This is a genomic window from Streptomyces sp. NPDC087859, assembly GCF_044742595.1.
Taxonomy (GTDB): Bacteria; Actinomycetota; Actinomycetes; order Streptomycetales; family Streptomycetaceae; genus Streptomyces; species Streptomyces canus_F.
Genome location: NZ_JBIUUU010000028.1, coordinates 98,815 through 116,201, shown reverse-complemented (window position 1 = coordinate 116,201; position 17,387 = coordinate 98,815). Strand labels below are relative to the sequence as shown.

The window sequence follows — 17,387 nt, the reverse complement described above, 5'->3', positions numbered from 1 at the left end:
CAACTTCGCCCGGAAGTAATAACCGACGCAACCTCCACCAGCCGCCTTGCTCCCACCTCAGCCAGAAAAGGACATCGCCTTACGAACCGCTCACTGAGAGCTGTGGCCGCGGGGTGGTTTCGCAGGCTGGGTCCGTGCTGTTGGTCGAGACCGCCCTCAAGTCCGGTCTGGATCAGGCGATATCGACGGCGTTGGCGCCGTGGCGCAAGGCCCTGGGCGGGCACTGTCTGGCCGATGTCGCAATGCTTCGGGCCGAGCCGGGCGTGTTCGGCCCGGTAAGTCGGAGCCGCAGACGCGGCCTGGGCACCAACCTGCCCACCCGCAGAAAACCCCAACCCGAACAAGCAGAAATGGGTCCGTCAGCAAGCTGATTGACCCTCATGCAAGATCGAGGCTAGAGCGACTTCAGGAAGTCGATCAGCTGTCCGAGCATCCTCTCGAACTCACGGGCACTCATCCGACAGTCCTCGAACTGCCCGTACATGTCCCCGAGTTCGATCTCGCCCGGCCCCATACGTTTGACCTGCGCGCTCGTGGTCGCCAGGGCGTAGTCGTCGCCGAGCTCCTCCGCCATCCGCCGCCATTCGCGCAGATAGCTCTCCACGGAGTCGGGAGAGTCGCCGAAGGGAATCAGCACGGTCTCGACGGCGAGCCGCACGTTCTCCGGCACACCGGAGGGTGCGACGACGAAGACCATGCCATCCTCGTCCACCGTGAAGGACCACTCGTCGGTGTCCGTCATCATCGCCTTCTTAGCCTCGCGCCTTCACGGAGCGGGCCGTCCCGATAGGTGCTCAAGTAAGCAGAAAGTTTCTCTGACCAGCGAGAATGAGGATTGCCTAGGCCCTTGTTCCCGCGCCAGTCGGAGGAACTTCCCACGTGAGTAAGCGTATCGGGTCGTACCCGCGTGTCCGCGTCGCGGGCAATGGTCGCGGGGTGGTCGCGCAGGCCGGCGGGGTGCTGCTGGTGGAGACGGCCCGCCAGAGCGGACTGGATACGGCGATATCAGCGGCACTGGCCCCGTGGCGCAAGCCCAGGGCGGTGCACGATCCGGGCAAGATCCTGCTGGATGTTGCGCTGACAGTCGCGCTGGGCGGCGACTGCCTGGCGGACGTGGCGATGCTGCGGGCCGAGCCAACCGCGTTCGGGCCGGTGGCGTCCGACCCGACCGTCTCACGCCTGATCGACACCCTCGCCGGTGCCGGGCCCCGGGCGCTTGCAGCCATCCGGCGCGCCCGGGCCGAAGTCCGCCAGCAGGTCTGGCGGTTGGCCGGGCAGAACGCCCCGGGCAAGGCAGGCGAGGTGGTCGTGGAAATCGACGGGGTACTGGTCCTGGCGCACTCCGAGAAGCAGGATGCGACCGCGACCTGGAAGAAACCCTTCGGCCACCACCCGCTGTTCGCGTTCGTGGACCACGGCCGCGAGGGCTCCGGGGAATCGGTCGCTGGCCTGCTGCGGCCGGGCAACGCGGGCAGCAACACCGCCGCCGGCCACATCGAAGCCACCCGCCTGGCCTTGGCTCAGCTGCCCAAGACCTACCGGAGCGGGCGCCGCACCCTGATCCGCACCGACTCCGGCGGCGGCACCCACGAGTTCCTCAACTGGCTCACCGCACGAGGACGGTGGCTGTCCTACTCGGTCGGCATGGTCATCACCGACGCCATTCACCAGGCCGTGCTGCAGGTGCCGGTCTCGGCCTGGACCCCGGCTATTGAACCCGACGGCGAGATCCGCGACGGCGCCTGGGTCGCCGAACTCGCCGGAGACTGCCTCAAACACTGGCCCAAGGGGATGCGGCTGATCGTCCGCAAGGAACGGCCCCACCCCGGCGCCCAGTTGCGGATCACCGACGCGGACGGGATGCGGATCACCTGCTTCGCCACCAACACCGCCGACCGTCCGATCGCGGAGCTGGAGCTGCGGCACCGCCAGCGCGCCAGGGCAGAGGATCGCATCCGCGCCGCCCGCGACACCGGCCTACGCGACCTACCCCTCCACCAGACCGCGCAGAACCGGATCTGGCTGGAGATCGTTCAGATCGCACTCGACCTCCTGGCCTGGATGCCCATGCTCGCCCTGACCGGCCAGGCCCGGCGCTGGGAGCCCAAACGATGGTCGCTGCACAAACAGCTGGCATGTCCTGTGATGCCTCACAGGACCGCGCCGAGGTGATCCTGCTGCTGGCCCTGGCCGAGTGGGAGATGACGCCGGCCGCCATGGCGTACGCGGAGATGGCCGAGGCCGCCGCGCGCCGCGGGGTCTGCCTGATCCCCGAGGAGTAGGCCGGGAGCTGTCAGCACGGCCTCCGTCGGAGTGGTGGCTCGCGCCGCACCTACGGCCGCGCGCGACCCGCGCTGGCCGAGGGTGCAGTCGTGCGGCGACCGTACCGGCTTACCCCGGTCCGTCAGTAGCCGTAGATCATCTTGTAGGCCACTTCGGGAAGGAACTGGCCGGCGCTGGAGCCGGCCCCGAGGCCGCAGTTGCCGTCGGACTCCCCCGGGGTCTTGATCCACAGCAGCATCTCGGCACCTCCGCCTGTTCGGGTGGGTGTGCCGGTGCGGCGGCCGGAGGGGTTGCACCATTGGCCGTTGGAGCCGTTGCCGTTGCGGCTGGTGTCCACGACGAAGGGCTTGGTGTAGCCGTAGCGGGCGCCGAGTTCACGATTCACGGCGTCGCCGAAGGCGGTGTTCTCGGCGGTCGTGAAGTAGTTGGAGATGTTGAGCGAGAAACCGTGGGCCTGGCGGAGACCTGCTTCGTGGAGGCGGCGAGCCATGGTCGCCGCGTTCGTCCAGCCGGGGTTGCCCGCGTCCATGTAGACCCAGGTGTTGGGCGCCTGGCGGCTGAACTCGGCGAGGGCGCCGCTGAGCATGGTCTCACGTTCGTCGATCTGGGCCTGGGTCATGCAGCCGTAGTCCCCGAGGGAGTCCGGTTCCAGGATGACGACGGCTGGGCGGCTCGCGAGCTCGACGAGGTGGCCGAACGCGCTGGTGTCTCCCGCTCGGTGGCCTCCCGCGCGCTCAACAACGCCCCGCACGTCAGCCGCGCCAAGCGTGAGGCCGTCAGACGGGCCGTCCGGCAGCTCGGATACGTCCCCAACCCGAGCGCCCGCGCTCTGGCCACCCGGCAGACGGGAGCGGCCGCCCTGGTGATCTCGGGAGAGGATCCGTCGATCTTCGCCGATCCCTTCTTCGCCCAGGTCATCGTCGGGGCGTCGGCCGCCCTTGAAGAGGCCGACCTGCATCTGATGCTGTGTCTGGCCGCTTCCGACCGGGGTCGCAAACGGGTTGCGGAACTGCTTCGGTCCAGAGGCGCCGACGGCGTCATGCTGATGGCGCTGCGTGAGGACGACCCGCTGTTCCCCCTGACCGTTGAAGCGCAAATGCCCGTGGTGTTCGGCGGGCGCCCGGTCGGCGCGACTGCCCGGTGGTACGTCGACGTCGACAACGTCGGCGGGGCGCGCGAGGCGACCGAGCACCTGATCACCCGGGGTCGGCGTCGTGTCGCCGCGCTCTGCGGACGGCTGGACACCGAGGCCGGGCGCGCCCGTTACCGCGGCTACCGGGATGCCCTTCTGGCCGCGGGCCTCGCACCGCTCCCGCCGCAGGAGGGCGACTTCACCGAGCCCAGTGGAGCCGCCGCCATGGCCGCGTTGCTGGCGAACCATCCTGACGTGGACGCCGTGTTCGCCGCCAACGACAACATGGCGGCGGGTGCGCTGCGCACGCTGCGCGAGGCCGGCCGGACGATCCCCGCCGATGTCTCCGTGGTCGGCTTCGACGACCTGACCGTCGCGCAGTTCGCCGACCCGCCGCTCACCACCGTCCATCAGCCCATAGAGGCCCTGGGTCGGGAGATGGCGCGCATGCTCGTCTCGGTGGTCAATGTCCTGGACCCCACTCCCCTGATCCTGCCGACCCGCCTGGTCGTCCGCTCCAGCTCCTGACGGCCGCGGTGGCGGAGGCAGAATCTACGTCGTGTCCAACTCGTACGCACAACCGATTCTGAGAACAGCAGACCTCTCCGAGAGTTTGCGCATTGTCGAGCGGTTGCTCGGAATCGCCGATCTCCAGGGCCTCGAAGTGGATTTCGAGGTACGGGTCTCCTCGGAGCAGGTCCTTTCGGCACTGCTGGAACTGATTCCGGACGCCGAATGGTGGGCCGAAGGGGACCCGGACGGCTCGTCGGAGGAAGGGGACGATCCTGCGGCGCATCTCCCCATCCGGCTGCGGGGCTGGGCCATGCCTCCCGAAGCGGTGGAGCCGTTCTTCAAAGCGATGGGAGACAGCCCTGCGTCAGCCCGATGGGATTTCAACGCCTGGCCCGAGGCTCCTGAAGTGGGTCTGGGTGTCGGCGGTACGAGGGGTGCGTTCGTGACACTGTGCGTGAATGTCCGCGATGTCAATCTGTGGGAGCCCTCGGCGGATCACACAGTCTTCGTCCACGTCAAGCAGGTCGAGGCAGAACGCGCGCCGTGGCTCGCAGCTCAGGTCGGCCTGACAGTGATCGGCGACCTGGTGATGGCCCCGTACTGAACAAAGAACCTGGTGCTGCTCCTGGGCGAGGCGAATGAGCTGTACCAGCAGGGCCTGCAGGCTCTGCACCGGGAGGTGGCAGACCGGCTCACCGGATGGGCCACCGCGGACCTGCTGGCCGCCGCGCAGACGGCCGGTATGCCCTGTGATGCCTTACAGGACCGCGCCGAGGTGATCCTGCTGCTGGCCCTAGCCGAATGGGAAAGGACGCCGACCGCCATGGCATTCATCGAAATGGCCGAGACCGCCGCGCGCCGCGGAGTCTGCCCGATCCCCGAAGAGTAGACCTCGAGCTGTCAACGCAGCCGGTCTGGAGCCGCGTGGCGCGATCTCGACGACCAGGCGAGCGCCGGAAGCGCGTCGACGGCGTCGTCGATGCGCTTCCGGTGCTGCCGAGCAGCATCTGAAGGTCCCCCTTGTGAAGGAGGGGGTTCCGCCGTCGGATCGAGCTGTTCACGCGTGGCTACGCGGAGCTGGTGCCTGGCTCAGACGGTCGGGACGGTGCCGCCGTCGATCACGTACTCGGCTCCTACGATTGCCGAGGCGCGGTCCGAGACCAGGAACCCGACCAGGTCCGCGATTTCCTCGGTGTTCGCGAATCGTCCAAGGGGTACTCCTCCGAGGGAGTCGTAGATGGTCTGCTTGGCTGCTTCACGTGTGAGTCCGTTGCCCTCGGCGATCCGGTCCACGAACCTTTCGTAGGCTTCGGTCTCGATCCCGCCCGGGCTGATTGCGTTGACCCGTACGCCGCGCGGCGCGAGCTCATTGGCCAGTCCCTTGCTGTAGGTGCGCAGCGCGGCCTTCGCTGCTGCGTAAGCCAAGGACGCGTCGTACTGGGGCAGCTCACGCTGGATCGAGGTGAAGTGCAGCACCACGCCCGCCCCAGACCGGATCATTGCCGGGAGAAGAGCTCGATCCAGGCGCACCGCTCCGAGGAGGTTGAGGTTCAGCTCGGTGAGCCACTGGTCATCGGTGATGACCGCGAATCCACCAGAGGGCGTCGACGCTCCTCCGACGACGTGCACCAGGATGTCGAGTGCGCCGCCGACCTCTGCGATTCGAGCGGCCACGGCGTTGGTGCCTTCTGTCGTCAACATGTCCGCTTCGATGAATCGGTCAGGGTGCTCATACCCGTCGGGCATCTTGCGCGCCGTCACGTACACGTCGGCACCCATCTCTCGCAGTCTCTCTGCGACGGCCTTGCCCGAGCCCTTCGAACCGCCCGTGACCAGTGCCCGGCGGCCGTCGAGACGATCGCGATGTGAACTAGGCATTTTTCTCTCCACTGAAGATCGAGGTGGTGCGGGTTGGGTCAGGCTGGGTGGTTGGCGATGACGAGTTCGGCGATGAGGTCGTCGCGCAGCGCGAACCGGTAGTCGAGCTCGGCGATGCCACCCGGGAAGGTGCCTTCGAGCCGGACGGTTACCACCCAGTGGGTGTCATCGACGCGGTGAGCGCCGACCTGATCGGTCGTGTATTCGAACTCGGACCCGGCGTCCCGCAGGAACGCGTGGGCCTCCTCTCGGCCGCGGAAGGTCTCGTCCTGGTCGACGACCACCGCATCCTGGGTAAGGAACGACGAGGCGGTGTCGGCGTCGCGGACGACGTGGGCGGTGAAGAACTCGCGCACGGTGGTCGGGAGCAGATCGGACGGGAGATCGGTGTGCTGTGTCATGAGCCCACCGTGTGACCTCACGGCGCGGGAGGGTCAAGCCGTGGACTCTCCCCCAGGGGGAGCGTTCAGAATGAGGGGATGCTGACTATCGGGGAGTTCTCGCGGCTGACCCACTTGAGCGTGCGGACCCTGCGCCGGTATCACGAGGCGGCCTTGCTGGAACCTGCCGTGGTGGACGAGACCACCGGTTACCGCTACTACGGCGTCGACCAAATCCCGACCGCGCAGGTCATCCACCGGCTCCGCGAGCTCGACGTACCCCTGAGCGATGTGCAGCGGATTCTGCGGACCCCCGACCCCGGTGTCCGGGCGGCCCTGGTCGCGGACCACCTGCGACGCCTCGAGGACGCGCTCGACCGTACCCGGGCCGCGGTCGTGTCGCTGCGCCGCCTGCTCCGGCCCGACCCCGCGCCGATCGACGTCGAGCTGCGTGCGGAGCACGCCCGGACGGTCGCGGCGGTGGAGGCCGTGGTCGGGCATCGCGACGTCGCGACCTGGTACGCAGGTGCGATGGCCGAATTGGAGGCGGCCGTCGGCGCCGCCGTGACCGGACCGCCAGGCGGCAGCTACGACAACGCCCTTTTCGAGCAGGAGCGCGGTCACGCGGTCGTCTACCTGCCGACCGCTGCGCCACCTCGCACCGGGCGCGTGCACCCCATGATTCTGCCGGCCGCGGAACTGGCCGTCACCACCCATGTCGGCGAGCATGACGGCATCGAGGTCACGTACGGCGAACTCGGGACCTGGGTGGTGGAGAACGCGATGTCGGTGGCCGGGCCGGTGCGGGAGGTCTACGTTGTCGGCCCTCGTGACACAAGCGATCCCACTGCGTGGCGCACCGAGATCGGCTGGCCGGTCTTTCGTGTCACCTGAAGCGGTCAGTGCGGTGCTGGCGGTGCACCTGGTCGTGCCCGAGGTCGTCGCCGAAGTCGCCGCGGATGTGACCCGGGACAGCGCCGGACGATGGCATCACCCGGCCCGGCTCACCCATATCCGCACCGACATGCAGCCCGGCGACGTGCCGCTATTCGGCGTCTAGCAGGTCAGTCGGCAGGTGTTCCCGTTGCGTCCGACACGGACCAGGGCGCCGCTGCGCTGGAGGTTCTGCAGGTAGTAGAACACCGATGCCGGGCTGCGCAGTCTCAAAGCAGTGCGGGTGATGGCGATGATGGTCTCGTTGACTCCTGCCCTCCGGACTCCTGTGCCCACCTCAGGCAACCGCCGAGAGAGGGCCCGCCAGCGAACTGACGGGCCCTCATACAAAGTCGAGCCAGAAGCGAGCATCCTTTACGGCTGACCGGGCGGCTTGCCGCAGCAGGCCACGGTCTGAGCCTGATCCGCGCCGGCAAACGGCGCCACCGCGAGCACCGCGGCCAACGCCACGAACATCCCGAGTACGGCTTTTCGCATCACAACTCCTCATCGAGGTCGAACGGGGCATCCCGCTGAAACGCTCCGCCTCCGCTGAACGCCCTGCCCCGAGCACGAGCGCGGCCGTCCCAACACTGCAGATCTGACGGACACCGCGCATGCCGTCCCCTGGCCGAAATGACAGCCCCGGCGGGGCCTCTTGATGAACCGCCGCCAGACCTCGCCCCCGCGCACCAGACAGGACCGCTGACGGCGCACCGATACTTACGCACACCGGACGAACGAACAACCATTTCGATCCTTCTCAAAAGCGCCGGGGCCCTGCGCCAAGCGACTGCTACGTCGCCTTCGTCTACCTCAAGAAGACTCAAGGAGGAGACGAACAGATCGACGGGCTCATCCCAGGAAGCCGCGCAACTCCCGACTGGCTTCAACCTCAGCATCGGCCCCGTCCACAAGAAGCTGACGGGGGCTCGAAATCTTCGACTGTTCGGCGTCTAACGGATCAGTCGGCAGGTGTTCCCGTTGCGTGTCGCGGACCAGGGCGCCGCTGCGCTCCAGAGTGCGCGCACACCTGCGCACTCTGGGCTGAGTCTCTCCGCTCAGCGCCGCCGGAGAGACTCCGTCGTCTGCGACAGATCGGGGAGCAAACGTCCCGCCAGAACATCCTGGCTGCGCCCGTACGCGGCCTGCATGGCCGCGACCGCCTCCTCGTAGGTGTCGGTGCGCGTGTCGATCGTCAACTGCACCCCCTCCTCTCCCCCGGTGCCCGGCCCGGCCCCGAGCCCGCTCGCGGTGTCCTGGGGGCCGAGCGGGGCGAGTCCGAGGACCAAGCGGCGGAAGTCGCGGCCGGCCGCGCGCACGTCCTCTGCTCCGTCCCACTCCGTGCGGTACTTCACATCAGGCAGCTGGCGGAAGCACACCAGGTGCTCGGCGACCTCGGCGATGTCTTCCGGTCTCGGGAACACGGTGCGGAACGGGGCGACGGTGTAGTGGAGGACGTCCTGGGAGTTGATGCCGGTCAGGGCGTAGAACCAGCCCAGGCGCTCTTTCCAGTGCAGGCGGATCCCGCGCTGGCCGTGGGTGCGGCTCGTGTCCCAGGTGAGCCACATGTAGGTGGTGAAGCCGCGCCCCCGGGTGGTGGCGTCGGCCCGCACGGAGCCCGGTGGGATGCCGCGTGTGGTCAGGGCGTCGTCGACGGCCCGCACATTGGGCCAGTGCGGCAGGCCGTGAGGGCTGCCCTCCCATCCGGGCGGCTCAAGCAGCACGGACCTCACCTCCAGGAGCGGGAGCGGTTCGGGTCATGAGGCGCGGCGGTAGACGGCAGCCGGGCCGATGGTGTCGGGGCCGAACTTGGCGCGGATGCGGTCGATGACGCTCTCCGCCACGAGGCGGTCCTCGCGGGCGCTGTCGAGGCTGATCTGCTCGGCAGCCTGATCGGCACCGGTCAGGTCTTCGGCCTTCAGTACGAGGCCGGTCAGGCGTCCGCGCTGGAGGCCGGCGGCGTCCATCAGTTGGTAGGCGAGCAGGCGCAAGTCGTCCTCATGCGCGGACGGCGCGGCCAGACGCCTCGTCTTCTCCCAGCGGTTACCTCCGGCGAAGGTGAGGGTGAGGGTGACCGCGCGGGCCACCTGGGCGCGGCCGCGCAGCAGCGTGCCGAGCCGGACCACGAGATCGAGGAGGGCGGCGCGGGCGGCGGCGCCGTCCAGGACGTGCCGGTCGAAGGTGCAGCTAACGGACGCGGTCGCGGGCAGAGTGCGGGGGATGACGGGGCGCGGGTCGATGCCGCGGGCCCGGTCGGCCGCGATCCGGCCGGCGCGGCCACCCAGCAGGCGGTGCACCGTGGCCGGCGGGACGGCGGCGAGCAGGCCGACGCAGTGGATGCCGTAGTCGCGCAGGACCTGGGCCTGGCGGGGGCCGATCCCGTGCAGGGCCTCCACCGGCAGCGGCTCCAGCCAGTCGGCGACCTGCTCCGGAGCGCCGCGACCGCACTGCTGGCCGCTATGGACCACACGGGCAGCGTCCTGGCCCAGCGACAGGTCGCCGACAAGAGCAACGAGATACCCGCCTTCGCCCCGCTGCTCGACCCTCTCGACCTGGAACACACTCTGATCACCGCCGATGCCCTGCACACCCAGCACGCACACGCCGCCTACCTGCGTGAACGCGGTGCCCACTACCTCGCCGTCGTCAAGAAGAACCACCCCGGCCTCCACGACCGGATAAGCCGGCTGCCCTGGCGCGACATCACGCTCGACCACTACGACCGCACCCGCGCCCATCACCGCAACGAGATCCGCCGCCTCAAGGCCGCCATGTTCGACCACATCAACTACCCCGGAGCCCGCCAGGCCCTCCAAGTCGTGCGCTGGAGACAGGAGAAGACGAAAGGCAAGCTGACCATCGAACGCGTCTACCTGATCACCAGCCTGCATCCCGGCGAGGCCACCGGCGCCCAACTCGCCGCCTGGATCCGCGGGCACTGGGGCATCGAGAACCTCCTGCACCACGTCCGGGACCGGACCTTCCGCGAGGACGACTCCAAGATCCGCACCGGGCAACTGACCCGCATCATGGCCAGCCTGCGCAACCTCGCCATCAGCGTCCACCGCCAGGACGGCCACACCAACATCGCCGCCGCCCTACGCCGCACCGCCCGCGACTGCCAACGACCCCTGACCGCCCTCGGACTCACCTGACGAACCCGGACACAAGATCACTTCTCAATGACCCTGGCGGGAGCTGTAGGCCTTGTCTGCGATGACCTGGTCGGGCCTGCAGCGTGGTCGGCCCGGCCCGGTGCGCGGGACACGGATGCGCTCCAGAAAGGGTCGCGCGCAGATGCTGTCGTTGCGTTGGCCGGGTGTCACCAGGATCGCGAGCGGGCGGCCCCTGCCGCCGCAGGCAAGATGGTTTTTGGTGGTCAGTCCGCCTCGGGATCGGCCGAGGGCGTGATCGTGCCTTGCCGCGGCGGGTCACGACGAGTTCGAGGACCAGGCCGGCCGGCGGCGCAGAGGTGGATGCCGGATGCGTCGGCGGTCCTGACAGATGTCAGGACCGCCCCGGCCGCGTCTGTGTTGTGCTTCGTCGGCCGGGTCATCCGGCCGGCGCGGGCCGCCCCCGTCCGAGCGACGGGAGAGGGCATGCCGAACCAGAAGACGCGCCGGTTCCTGGCGGGAACCTCCGCGTGCGCGGCGATCCTGACCCTGCTCATGGGCTGCAGTGCCGCAGCGCCCGACCGGCCGATCTCGGAGAAGGCGCCGGCCCGGCCCGCCCCTCTCACAGACGCCGATCGTGCTGTGACGAGCAAGGCCGAGGCGCTGCTTGTGCGGGACTGCATGGAGCGCAAGGGCCATCGGTACTGGGTGGCGGCGCCACTCGACGCCGATGAGACCCGCAGTTTCGGCTACGTCATGGATGACGTGTCGTGGGCCCGTAAGCACGGCTACGGCAGCCGCATCAAACAGAAGGTGCTCACGGCCAAGAAGAACGATCGGAACCTGTCCTACCGAGCGAGTCTTTCCGGTCCTGCGGCACGGACGTACGTCACCGATCTGGCGGGTGGTCCTGGCTCGGAGATCATGGCGGTCCGACTGCCGGCCGGCGGGCAGGTCCGGCTCGCCACGGGTGGGTGTGAGGGGGAGGCCGTACGCGAGCTGTACGGGGAGCAGGGGCAGTGGTTCCGGGCTGACAAGATCGCTACCAATCTGACACCTCTGTACGTACCGGAACTCGTCGCTGATCGACGCTTCAAGACAGCGCAGAACCGCTGGGCCGCCTGCATGAGCGCCGCAGGGCACCCCTATCGGACCCCTGCCGACATCCGCTCCGCGCTGTCCGAGACCACCTCCGGCCGCAGCGCCGCACAGGCATACCGGAGGGAGGTGCGTCTGGCTGTCGCCGAGGCGACCTGCGCGCGGCGGACCGGGTTCGGTGACACCCTCCGCGCCCTCGAGGAGGAGCACAGTGCTCCGGTGCGTGAGCGGTATCGCGCGGAGATCACCAAGAGAGACCAGTTGGAACGCGCCGCGCTGCGTCGCGCCGAACACATCGTGAACCGGAACCAGTGAAACACCGATCTCACAAGGAGCACACCGGTATGAGCAAGAGGACTCGAGCGCTCGCGGCGGTGGGGCTGACCGCCCTATTCACCGTTATGATCCCCGCCGCGACGGCGCAGGCCGCACCCGCGGGCGCCAACTGTGACAACGAGTACCGGCAGTACGCGGGGGACGGCAACGTCCACATCTACTACGACACCGACTGCCATAGCCCGATCGTCAGATACGGCTCCGGAGATGACACCAACTGGGGTGACGGATCGGGCCAATTCGTCTGGACCGACCACGACGCCGTCAGCTCGGTGATGAATACGGGCACTTACTCCGGCGGCTGGGACGTGGTGAAGTTCTACGTCGACGCCAACTACAGCGAGGCCCAGGGATACAGCTGTCTGAAGCGCGGCGAGATCTATGTGGACGACCTCAGCCGCAACACCAGCACCACTGGGCACACGATGAACAACTCGATCAGTTCGCACAAGTGGGTGACGCAGGGCGCCTGCGCCAAGTTCATGAGCTGACGCAGCCCGCCGGACGGGCCCGGTGCAGAACCGGGCCCGTCCGGAAGCCGGACCCTATTGTGCTGCGCCTGAAATCACGGGCTTAAATCTGTCGCCGGTTATCGGTGGCTGGAGGGGTGACTTTGGCGAAGTAGTCGGCGAGCGAGTTGAGGATCTCGTCGGCGGTCTTGGTCCAGGTGAAGGGCCTGGGGTTCTCGTTCCATGAGTCGATCCAAGCCCTGATGTCGTCCTCCAGTGCCTTCACCGAGGAGTGGACGCCTCGGCGGATGAGCTTGTCGGTCAGCAGGCCGAACCATCGCTCGACCTGGTTGATCCAGGAGGAGCCGGTCGGAGTGAAGTGGACATGGAAGCGGGGGTGCTTGCCAAGCCAGGTCCTGATCTCGGGGGTGTTGTGGGTGGCGTAGTTGTCACACACCAGGTACACATCGAGCCCGGCGGAACCCTTTTGCCCATCGTGACCAGGAACTTTTTAAACTCGACGGCCCGGTGACGACGGTGCAGTTCACCGATGACGGTGCCGTTGGCTACGTTGAACGCGGCAAACAGACTCGTGATGCCATGCCGCCGGTAGTCGTGGGTACGCCGCTCGGGTATGCCCGGCATCATCGGCAGCACCGGCTGCGAGCGGTCCAGCGCCTGGATCTGGCTCTTCTCGTCCACGCACAGCACCACCGCCTTCTCGGGCGGGTGGTGATACAGGCCGACAACGTCGACGACCCTCGCGACGAACTACGGATCGGTGGAGAGTGTGAAGGCATCCTGCAGGTGCGGCTTGAGGTCGAACTTCTTCCAGATCCGCCCGATCGTCGACTTCGACAGCCCGGTGCGCTCGGCCATGGAAGCCCGCGACCCGTGCGTGTCCTTGCCCGGGGCCGATTCCAGCGTCGCCACGACTACATCCTCGACCTGGTCGAGCAGGATCGAGGGCGGCCTGCCGGGCCGCGGCTCTCCGGGCCATCCGCCGGGCAGCAAACCGTGACCGCCACTTCCTCACCGTGTCCGCGGTGACCTTCAAGTCCGCCGCCACACGCAGCCTGCGGCAGGCGGCCTCACTGGATCTGGGCCCGTCTGCCGGCTCAGCAGCCCCGTCCCCACTCCTCGTGCCCCCCACGCCCCATAGAACAAGGGTAGTTGACCAACGAACAAGGCCGAGTGCCCCTTCCGGGTGTGTGCGGCGGCCGTTCCTTGTGGGACAAACGACCGGCACACCCGGCGTCCGATTCTGGCTAGGTGTCCGTCGTACCGTGTCGGCAGACGACACAGGCTCCCCGGCCGCGAACTGAGAGAGACCGCGTTGAGAAGAAGCACCCTGCGGTGGCCGACCGGGCCGTCGACGAACACGCAGGGAAGCCCCGAACCCTTCAGCTGGACGAGGGGACCTCGGAGAACACGGTGGTGTCGGGCCAGCCGGACACGAACACCACATCCGCCGCTCCGTGCTCGATGAGCAGGTCGAACGACTCGTGCGCCGGGACGGCGTCGGACGGCTGAACGTGGACAGCCGCCACATGCCCGTACCCGCGCACCGTCTGTTCGAACTCCTGGACCAGCGCGGCAACGACGGGCGTGCTCGTCAATGCAACTCCGTGTACCCCGCCCCGTGGACGGACCGACAACCGCCTCACCACGTAGGACGTGGTCTTACAAATCTTTCTGCATGTCCCGCTCGATTGTCTCGCGCTCTTCACGGACAGTGGGTTCGGGGAGCGTCGCATCGCCACGCATGTAGGCCGACAGGAGTGCGATGCAGTGGCTGGTGTCGAACTCGCTGCGGTACGCCTCGTGCTCGGCTTCGTATCCGTCCAGGAAGAAGGACTTGCGCGCCGCACTCAGTGCGTCTCGCAGGCGCGCTCTCAGCGTGTCCGCCCCTGGGACCAGAGCCGTGTGCAGCTCGGCTTGATCAGCCATGACGTGCGCTGTGCCGACCCACTCATTCCGCTCTTCAGCCGACATCCCTGCCTTCCACGACAGGGCATGCCTCCTCAGTGAGTACAACTCTGTCAGCGCCTTCTCCGCCACTCCCCTGCCACGGGACTCCGCCTCGCCAGCTCGAGCTTCTGCCCGTTCCTCCCGCGCCATCTCAGCCTGCTGGCGATGCTGAAGCCAACTGCCCAACAAGGTGCCTCCGACGCCTACAACAGCGCCGCCCAGGCCCATCAGGCCCACCAATGTCTCCGTCTGCATGCCGGTCATCATGCCGACGGAACCAACCCCGTGGGCTGATCCCGTCACGTCCCCCTTGGTCGACTCGCGCTGCAGCACTGGGGGACGCGTACTCCCCTGTCGGTGTCACGAAGGGTGTACGCGGTGCTCCCAGGCCCTGACAGGGAAGGGCCGCGCGTACCGGCTGGCCGTGGAACCGGAGGGCCCGCTCCTGCAAGGAATACAGGAGAGGCATCTTGCCCGTACTCGGCCACGAATCGCGGCTGAGAACGACGCTGCGACCGAACGCCGACACGGATCGCGGGCTGTCCCCGGCGCCGGACCGGCTGACGGAGCAGAGTCCGAACCGGGCCATCGGGACGAGACCCGCAGCCTCCGCTTCAGTGCTCGAAGATCGCCGTCGCCACAGGCACCGCCAGCAGCAGGCTGAGTCCGATCAGGGAGAGGCGGTCCAGCCACAAGATGGCGGCGAATTCACGCAGTGTCGCGGCCAGCCAGTAGGCGGGAGAGGTCGGCGCGCCCACGACGTGCACGGGCACGCCGACGCGGCGGGCCAGCAGGGTCGTGCGGTAGACGTGGAATCCGCTGGTGACCACCGTGGCACGGTGGCGGGGAGTGATGCCGTCCACCAGGGCCGCGCTGAAGCGGAGGTTCTGCCCGGTGTTGACGGAACGGTCCTCCCGCACGATCCGGTCGGCGGGCACTCCGCGTCCGGCCAGATAGTCGGCCATCGCGTCCGCCTCGGAGCGGACCTCGTCGTCTCCTTGGCCGCCCGAGACGACGAACACCACACGAGGCCTGTCCGGTGTGCGGGCGGCGTCGATCGCCAGGGCGCGCTCCAGCCTGCGTGTCAACAGCGGGCCGGGCCGGTCGCCGTTGAGCCCAGCGCCCAGGACCACGACATAGTTGGTTTCCGGCAGTGGGGTGTTACGGCCCCGGACGAACACGTATCCGGCAAAGACGAGGAAGAGCAGGATGAGATATCCCGCGGTCGCGTTCACCGCGACCACGAGGGCACCGAACGCCTCGCCGCCGACCGTGTGGAAGACCGCGTTGAGGCCGAGCACCGCCAGCACCGCGCAGCCGGCGGCCCCGGTCGCCAGCAGGGCTGCCTGCGGTCCGTAGCGCCGGACCAGGAGGACGCCGTCGGCCAGGAGCAGCAGACCCAGCGCGAGCGCCAGGAGCAGGGCTGCGACTGCGAGGACGGTGCCGGTGGTCGAGTGGGCTACCGCGCTGCGACCGGCCACGCCGAGTCCGGCAGAGGTCACCGCGAGGCAGAACAGGACAGCGGTGGAGAACCGGTGCGGTGCCAGCAGGGCGTTGACGCCTCCGCCCGCGGCGCACACGACCGCGGCGAGGTACTCCGGGTACTCCAGCATGTGCCGCACCGCTCCGCTCGCTCTCCCCCGCCTCTGGTCGGCCACAGGTTCCTGGGCCTGGTACGGACGGCTGCCATCCTCCCAGACCTGCTGTGGTGTACCGAACGAGGGCGGGCGGTAGTGCGTTCGGCGGGACTGGCGTGTCGTGCCGTTGGTTCGGCGCGAGCCGGGGCAGAGGCTTCCAGGGCCCCGACTCGGTATGCGCCAGCAACTACGCTGCTGGGCGCCGGGGTTCGGCCCGCATGAACCGGCCTGCGGTCCGGCTGCCCAGTCCCTCGAACGCCTCCCGTCAGCGGGCTGCGTAGACTGTGACCGGCGGCCGCCGCGTGATCGTTTGCCTTCACACAGCGATGATCAACGGTGGTCATACCCGTCTCCACAGTGCGTCAGGGTCGCGCGGGGTCGCGCGCCCGTCCCGGGGCAGGAGGACATGTGCAACGTGGCGAAGTCTGGTGGGTCGAGTTCGACGAGCGGCGGCCGGTCGTACTGCTGTCGGGAGACGACGCGTCCGGGATCCAGGTGATGCAACTCGTCGCTCCGGCGGGCGTCGACATGGGCGGTCTCGGCGTCGAAGTGGCAGTAGGCGCCATCAAAGGGCTGCCCTTCGAAGGCGTGCTGCGGTTCGCGTTCCCACGTCCGGGCTTCACCCCTTGCACGTGGCTGACCACCGTGTCCCGGGACGACCTCATCGAGCGGGCGGGTGCCCTGTCCGCAGCGAAGCTCAAAGAGATCGACGACACCCTCCGACTCGTTGAGCAAGCCCAAGAGCAGACCCCGGCAACGACCGCGCAGTTCAGCGAGATGAGAGACGCTCTCCGTCGCGGTGAACTCGGGTAGAGGCAGAAGGAGCCGACGGTGTGCGCAGTCTCGGCCACTTGGCCGACGCCGGGCCGACGTTCTGTTCGCGATGCTCCGTGACGGAACCTTCTATGAACCCCGGCCAGCCCCAGCGGACTGATCCTCAGCGACCTCGCCGCACACGGGACAGTCCCGCTCGTCGACCGAGTCCAACACGACCGGATGACCGCAAAAGTCGCACGGCCGCATGCTTTCGCCCGCCGACTCCCGAACAGGCGCGTCATCACTCATGACACCCACACTGCCACCCAACCACCTTGACCAAAGACATAGGGGCACCCCCCCCGAGGCGTGACTCGACTGGCGGTGGCGCTGGAGCGGTGCTTGCATGGAACCGAGATCTGCAAGCCACGGATGGCCAGAGCGCTGCGTGCCGTCGCCCCCGCGCAGCGGGCTGTCGATCAGGCTCCGCGCACGGCCTACTCGGCCATCACCCAGGCGGCTGATTTACTGCACTGTGCCAGCGGTGGGACTCTGATGTGATTCACGCCCCGGAGCAGGAGGCGACATGCCTGTCGGCGAAACGAGACTTCTCTACCAGCAACCGCTCTTTCTCCGTGAGGAGTTGCGCCGCCGATGGGCCGACAGGCACGTACTCGCGACTTCCGCCACCGAGCTCGAGTCGTTCTACGAGCAAGTGGCAGCGGACCCCCGGGTCGTTCGGTAGACGGTAGCGGCGCTGGGCATATCCGTGCGCCGTACGGAGGTCGGAGGGCTTGCCCGAGGCGGAGACGTCAACGCGGTGGGTGGCGTCCCACCGAGTGGTGTAGCCGCGCAGAGTTCGTGACTCCGCAGGTCAGTTGGCCGACGCGGTCGCCTCGGCGCCG

Annotated in this window: 23 protein-coding genes and 3 pseudogenes; 12 read left to right on the top strand and 14 right to left on the bottom strand. The window is 68.2% G+C overall.

What is annotated here, in order from left to right; translation table 11 throughout:
• Window positions 1-113: 113 nt before the first annotated feature.
• A pseudogene (locus ACIOHP_RS45430) lies at window positions 114-281 on the top strand (IS1380 family transposase); the annotation flags it as partial.
• A 113-nt stretch (window positions 282-394) separates the two neighbouring features.
• Here ACIOHP_RS45430 and ACIOHP_RS45425 read toward each other — a convergent pair.
• Window positions 395-742, bottom strand: coding sequence for a hypothetical protein (locus ACIOHP_RS45425; protein WP_401897021.1), 348 nt, complete (start codon window positions 740-742; stop codon window positions 395-397).
• A 137-nt stretch (window positions 743-879) separates the two neighbouring features.
• Here ACIOHP_RS45425 and ACIOHP_RS45420 point away from each other — a divergent pair, with 137 nt between their 5' ends.
• Window positions 880-2,172, top strand: coding sequence for an IS1380 family transposase (locus ACIOHP_RS45420; protein ID WP_401897020.1), 1,293 nt, complete (start codon window positions 880-882; stop codon window positions 2,170-2,172).
• Window positions 2,136-2,282 carry a hypothetical protein gene (locus tag ACIOHP_RS45415; protein ID WP_401897018.1) on the top strand — a complete coding sequence of 49 codons (147 nt, stop codon included), beginning with the start codon at window positions 2,136-2,138 and terminating at the stop codon, window positions 2,280-2,282. The genes ACIOHP_RS45420 and ACIOHP_RS45415 overlap by 37 nt, the downstream gene beginning before the upstream one ends.
• 122 nt (window positions 2,283-2,404) lie before the next feature.
• On the opposite strand, the pseudogene ACIOHP_RS45410 reads toward ACIOHP_RS45415, so the two are convergent.
• Window positions 2,405-3,070 (bottom strand): annotated as a pseudogene (locus tag ACIOHP_RS45410) (glycoside hydrolase family 6 protein); the annotation flags it as partial.
• Here ACIOHP_RS45410 and ACIOHP_RS45405 point away from each other — a divergent pair.
• The 3 genes from ACIOHP_RS45405 to ACIOHP_RS45395 are packed head-to-tail and all read left to right on the top strand — an operon-like array spanning window position 2,972 to window position 4,817.
• Window positions 2,972-3,943: a LacI family DNA-binding transcriptional regulator gene (locus ACIOHP_RS45405; protein WP_401897016.1), complete on the top strand. Its 972-nt coding sequence runs from the start codon at window positions 2,972-2,974 to the stop codon at window positions 3,941-3,943. The pseudogene ACIOHP_RS45410 and the gene ACIOHP_RS45405 overlap by 99 nt on opposite strands.
• Before the next feature lie 31 nt (window positions 3,944-3,974).
• Window positions 3,975-4,532: a hypothetical protein gene (locus ACIOHP_RS45400; protein WP_307038368.1), complete on the top strand. Its 558-nt coding sequence runs from the start codon at window positions 3,975-3,977 to the stop codon at window positions 4,530-4,532.
• A gap of 12 nt (window positions 4,533-4,544) precedes the next feature.
• The gene (locus tag ACIOHP_RS45395) at window positions 4,545-4,817 is read left to right on the top strand and encodes a hypothetical protein (protein ID WP_401897014.1); all 273 of its coding nucleotides are present in this window, start codon (window positions 4,545-4,547) and stop codon (window positions 4,815-4,817) included.
• A gap of 200 nt (window positions 4,818-5,017) precedes the next feature.
• Here the strand turns inward: ACIOHP_RS45395 and ACIOHP_RS45390 are convergent, their stop codons facing one another.
• Both ACIOHP_RS45390 and ACIOHP_RS45385 read right to left on the bottom strand, forming a co-directional pair.
• Window positions 5,018-5,806, bottom strand: a complete 789-nt coding sequence (locus ACIOHP_RS45390; protein ID WP_401897013.1) for an SDR family oxidoreductase — start codon at window positions 5,804-5,806, stop codon at window positions 5,018-5,020.
• A gap of 38 nt (window positions 5,807-5,844) precedes the next feature.
• Window positions 5,845-6,207 (bottom strand): nuclear transport factor 2 family protein, encoded by a 363-nt coding sequence (locus tag ACIOHP_RS45385; protein WP_401897010.1) that lies wholly within the window; start codon window positions 6,205-6,207, stop codon window positions 5,845-5,847.
• A 78-nt stretch (window positions 6,208-6,285) separates the two neighbouring features.
• Here ACIOHP_RS45385 and ACIOHP_RS45380 point away from each other — a divergent pair, with 78 nt between their 5' ends.
• Complete coding sequence (locus tag ACIOHP_RS45380; RefSeq protein ID WP_401897007.1) at window positions 6,286-7,080, top strand: MerR family transcriptional regulator; 795 nt, start codon at window positions 6,286-6,288, stop codon at window positions 7,078-7,080.
• On the top strand, window positions 7,070-7,246 hold the full coding sequence (locus ACIOHP_RS45375) for an ATP-dependent DNA ligase (RefSeq protein WP_401897004.1): 177 nt from the start codon (window positions 7,070-7,072) through the stop codon (window positions 7,244-7,246). The genes ACIOHP_RS45380 and ACIOHP_RS45375 overlap by 11 nt, the downstream gene beginning before the upstream one ends.
• On the opposite strand, the gene ACIOHP_RS45370 is transcribed toward ACIOHP_RS45375, so the two are convergent.
• From ACIOHP_RS45370 to ACIOHP_RS45355, 4 genes are all read right to left on the bottom strand, one after another.
• Window positions 7,243-7,416 (bottom strand): hypothetical protein, encoded by a 174-nt coding sequence (locus ACIOHP_RS45370; protein WP_401897002.1) that lies wholly within the window; start codon window positions 7,414-7,416, stop codon window positions 7,243-7,245. The genes ACIOHP_RS45375 and ACIOHP_RS45370 overlap by 4 nt on opposite strands.
• A gap of 78 nt (window positions 7,417-7,494) precedes the next feature.
• Window positions 7,495-7,617 carry a hypothetical protein gene (locus ACIOHP_RS45365; RefSeq protein ID WP_401896999.1) on the bottom strand — a complete coding sequence of 41 codons (123 nt, stop codon included), beginning with the start codon at window positions 7,615-7,617 and terminating at the stop codon, window positions 7,495-7,497.
• A gap of 563 nt (window positions 7,618-8,180) precedes the next feature.
• Window positions 8,181-8,846 (bottom strand): DUF6292 family protein, encoded by a 666-nt coding sequence (locus ACIOHP_RS45360; RefSeq protein WP_401896996.1) that lies wholly within the window; start codon window positions 8,844-8,846, stop codon window positions 8,181-8,183.
• 33 nt (window positions 8,847-8,879) lie between these two features.
• Window positions 8,880-9,590: a hypothetical protein gene (locus tag ACIOHP_RS45355; protein WP_401896993.1), complete on the bottom strand. Its 711-nt coding sequence runs from the start codon at window positions 9,588-9,590 to the stop codon at window positions 8,880-8,882.
• Between ACIOHP_RS45355 and ACIOHP_RS45350 the strand changes: the two genes are divergently transcribed.
• The gene (locus tag ACIOHP_RS45350; RefSeq protein ID WP_401896990.1) at window positions 9,582-10,277 is read left to right on the top strand and encodes an ISAs1 family transposase; all 696 of its coding nucleotides are present in this window, start codon (window positions 9,582-9,584) and stop codon (window positions 10,275-10,277) included. The two genes, ACIOHP_RS45355 and ACIOHP_RS45350, sit on opposite strands and share 9 nt — an antisense overlap.
• 36 nt (window positions 10,278-10,313) lie before the next feature.
• Here the strand turns inward: ACIOHP_RS45350 and ACIOHP_RS45345 are convergent.
• Window positions 10,314-10,553, bottom strand: a pseudogene (locus ACIOHP_RS45345) (transposase); the annotation flags it as partial.
• 168 nt (window positions 10,554-10,721) lie between these two features.
• Here ACIOHP_RS45345 and ACIOHP_RS45340 point away from each other — a divergent pair.
• Together ACIOHP_RS45340 and ACIOHP_RS45335 are read left to right on the top strand one after the other, a co-directional pair.
• The gene (locus ACIOHP_RS45340; RefSeq protein WP_401896988.1) at window positions 10,722-11,648 is read left to right on the top strand and encodes a hypothetical protein; all 927 of its coding nucleotides are present in this window, start codon (window positions 10,722-10,724) and stop codon (window positions 11,646-11,648) included.
• A 29-nt stretch (window positions 11,649-11,677) separates the two neighbouring features.
• Window positions 11,678-12,160 carry a hypothetical protein gene (locus tag ACIOHP_RS45335; protein WP_391990441.1) on the top strand — a complete coding sequence of 161 codons (483 nt, stop codon included), beginning with the start codon at window positions 11,678-11,680 and terminating at the stop codon, window positions 12,158-12,160.
• A gap of 82 nt (window positions 12,161-12,242) precedes the next feature.
• Here ACIOHP_RS45335 and ACIOHP_RS45330 read toward each other — a convergent pair whose 3' ends face one another.
• The 5 genes from ACIOHP_RS45330 to ACIOHP_RS45310 all read right to left on the bottom strand — a co-directional run bounded on the left by ACIOHP_RS45330 (window position 12,243) and on the right by ACIOHP_RS45310 (window position 15,702).
• Window positions 12,243-12,575, bottom strand: coding sequence for a transposase (locus ACIOHP_RS45330; protein WP_401896984.1), 333 nt, complete (start codon window positions 12,573-12,575; stop codon window positions 12,243-12,245).
• A 314-nt stretch (window positions 12,576-12,889) separates the two neighbouring features.
• Window positions 12,890-13,051, bottom strand: coding sequence for a hypothetical protein (locus ACIOHP_RS45325; RefSeq protein ID WP_401896981.1), 162 nt, complete (start codon window positions 13,049-13,051; stop codon window positions 12,890-12,892).
• A gap of 470 nt (window positions 13,052-13,521) precedes the next feature.
• Complete coding sequence (locus ACIOHP_RS45320; protein ID WP_401896978.1) at window positions 13,522-13,737, bottom strand: hypothetical protein; 216 nt, start codon at window positions 13,735-13,737, stop codon at window positions 13,522-13,524.
• Between the two features lie 64 nt (window positions 13,738-13,801).
• Window positions 13,802-14,422, bottom strand: a complete 621-nt coding sequence (locus ACIOHP_RS45315) for a hypothetical protein (protein WP_401896975.1) — start codon at window positions 14,420-14,422, stop codon at window positions 13,802-13,804.
• A gap of 281 nt (window positions 14,423-14,703) precedes the next feature.
• Window positions 14,704-15,702 (bottom strand): YdcF family protein, encoded by a 999-nt coding sequence (locus tag ACIOHP_RS45310; protein WP_401896972.1) that lies wholly within the window; start codon window positions 15,700-15,702, stop codon window positions 14,704-14,706.
• 432 nt (window positions 15,703-16,134) lie between these two features.
• On the opposite strand from ACIOHP_RS45310, the gene ACIOHP_RS45305 reads away from it, so the two are divergent.
• Window positions 16,135-16,539 carry a type II toxin-antitoxin system PemK/MazF family toxin gene (locus ACIOHP_RS45305; RefSeq protein ID WP_401896969.1) on the top strand — a complete coding sequence of 135 codons (405 nt, stop codon included), beginning with the start codon at window positions 16,135-16,137 and terminating at the stop codon, window positions 16,537-16,539.
• The last annotated feature ends 848 nt before the right edge of the window (window positions 16,540-17,387 follow it).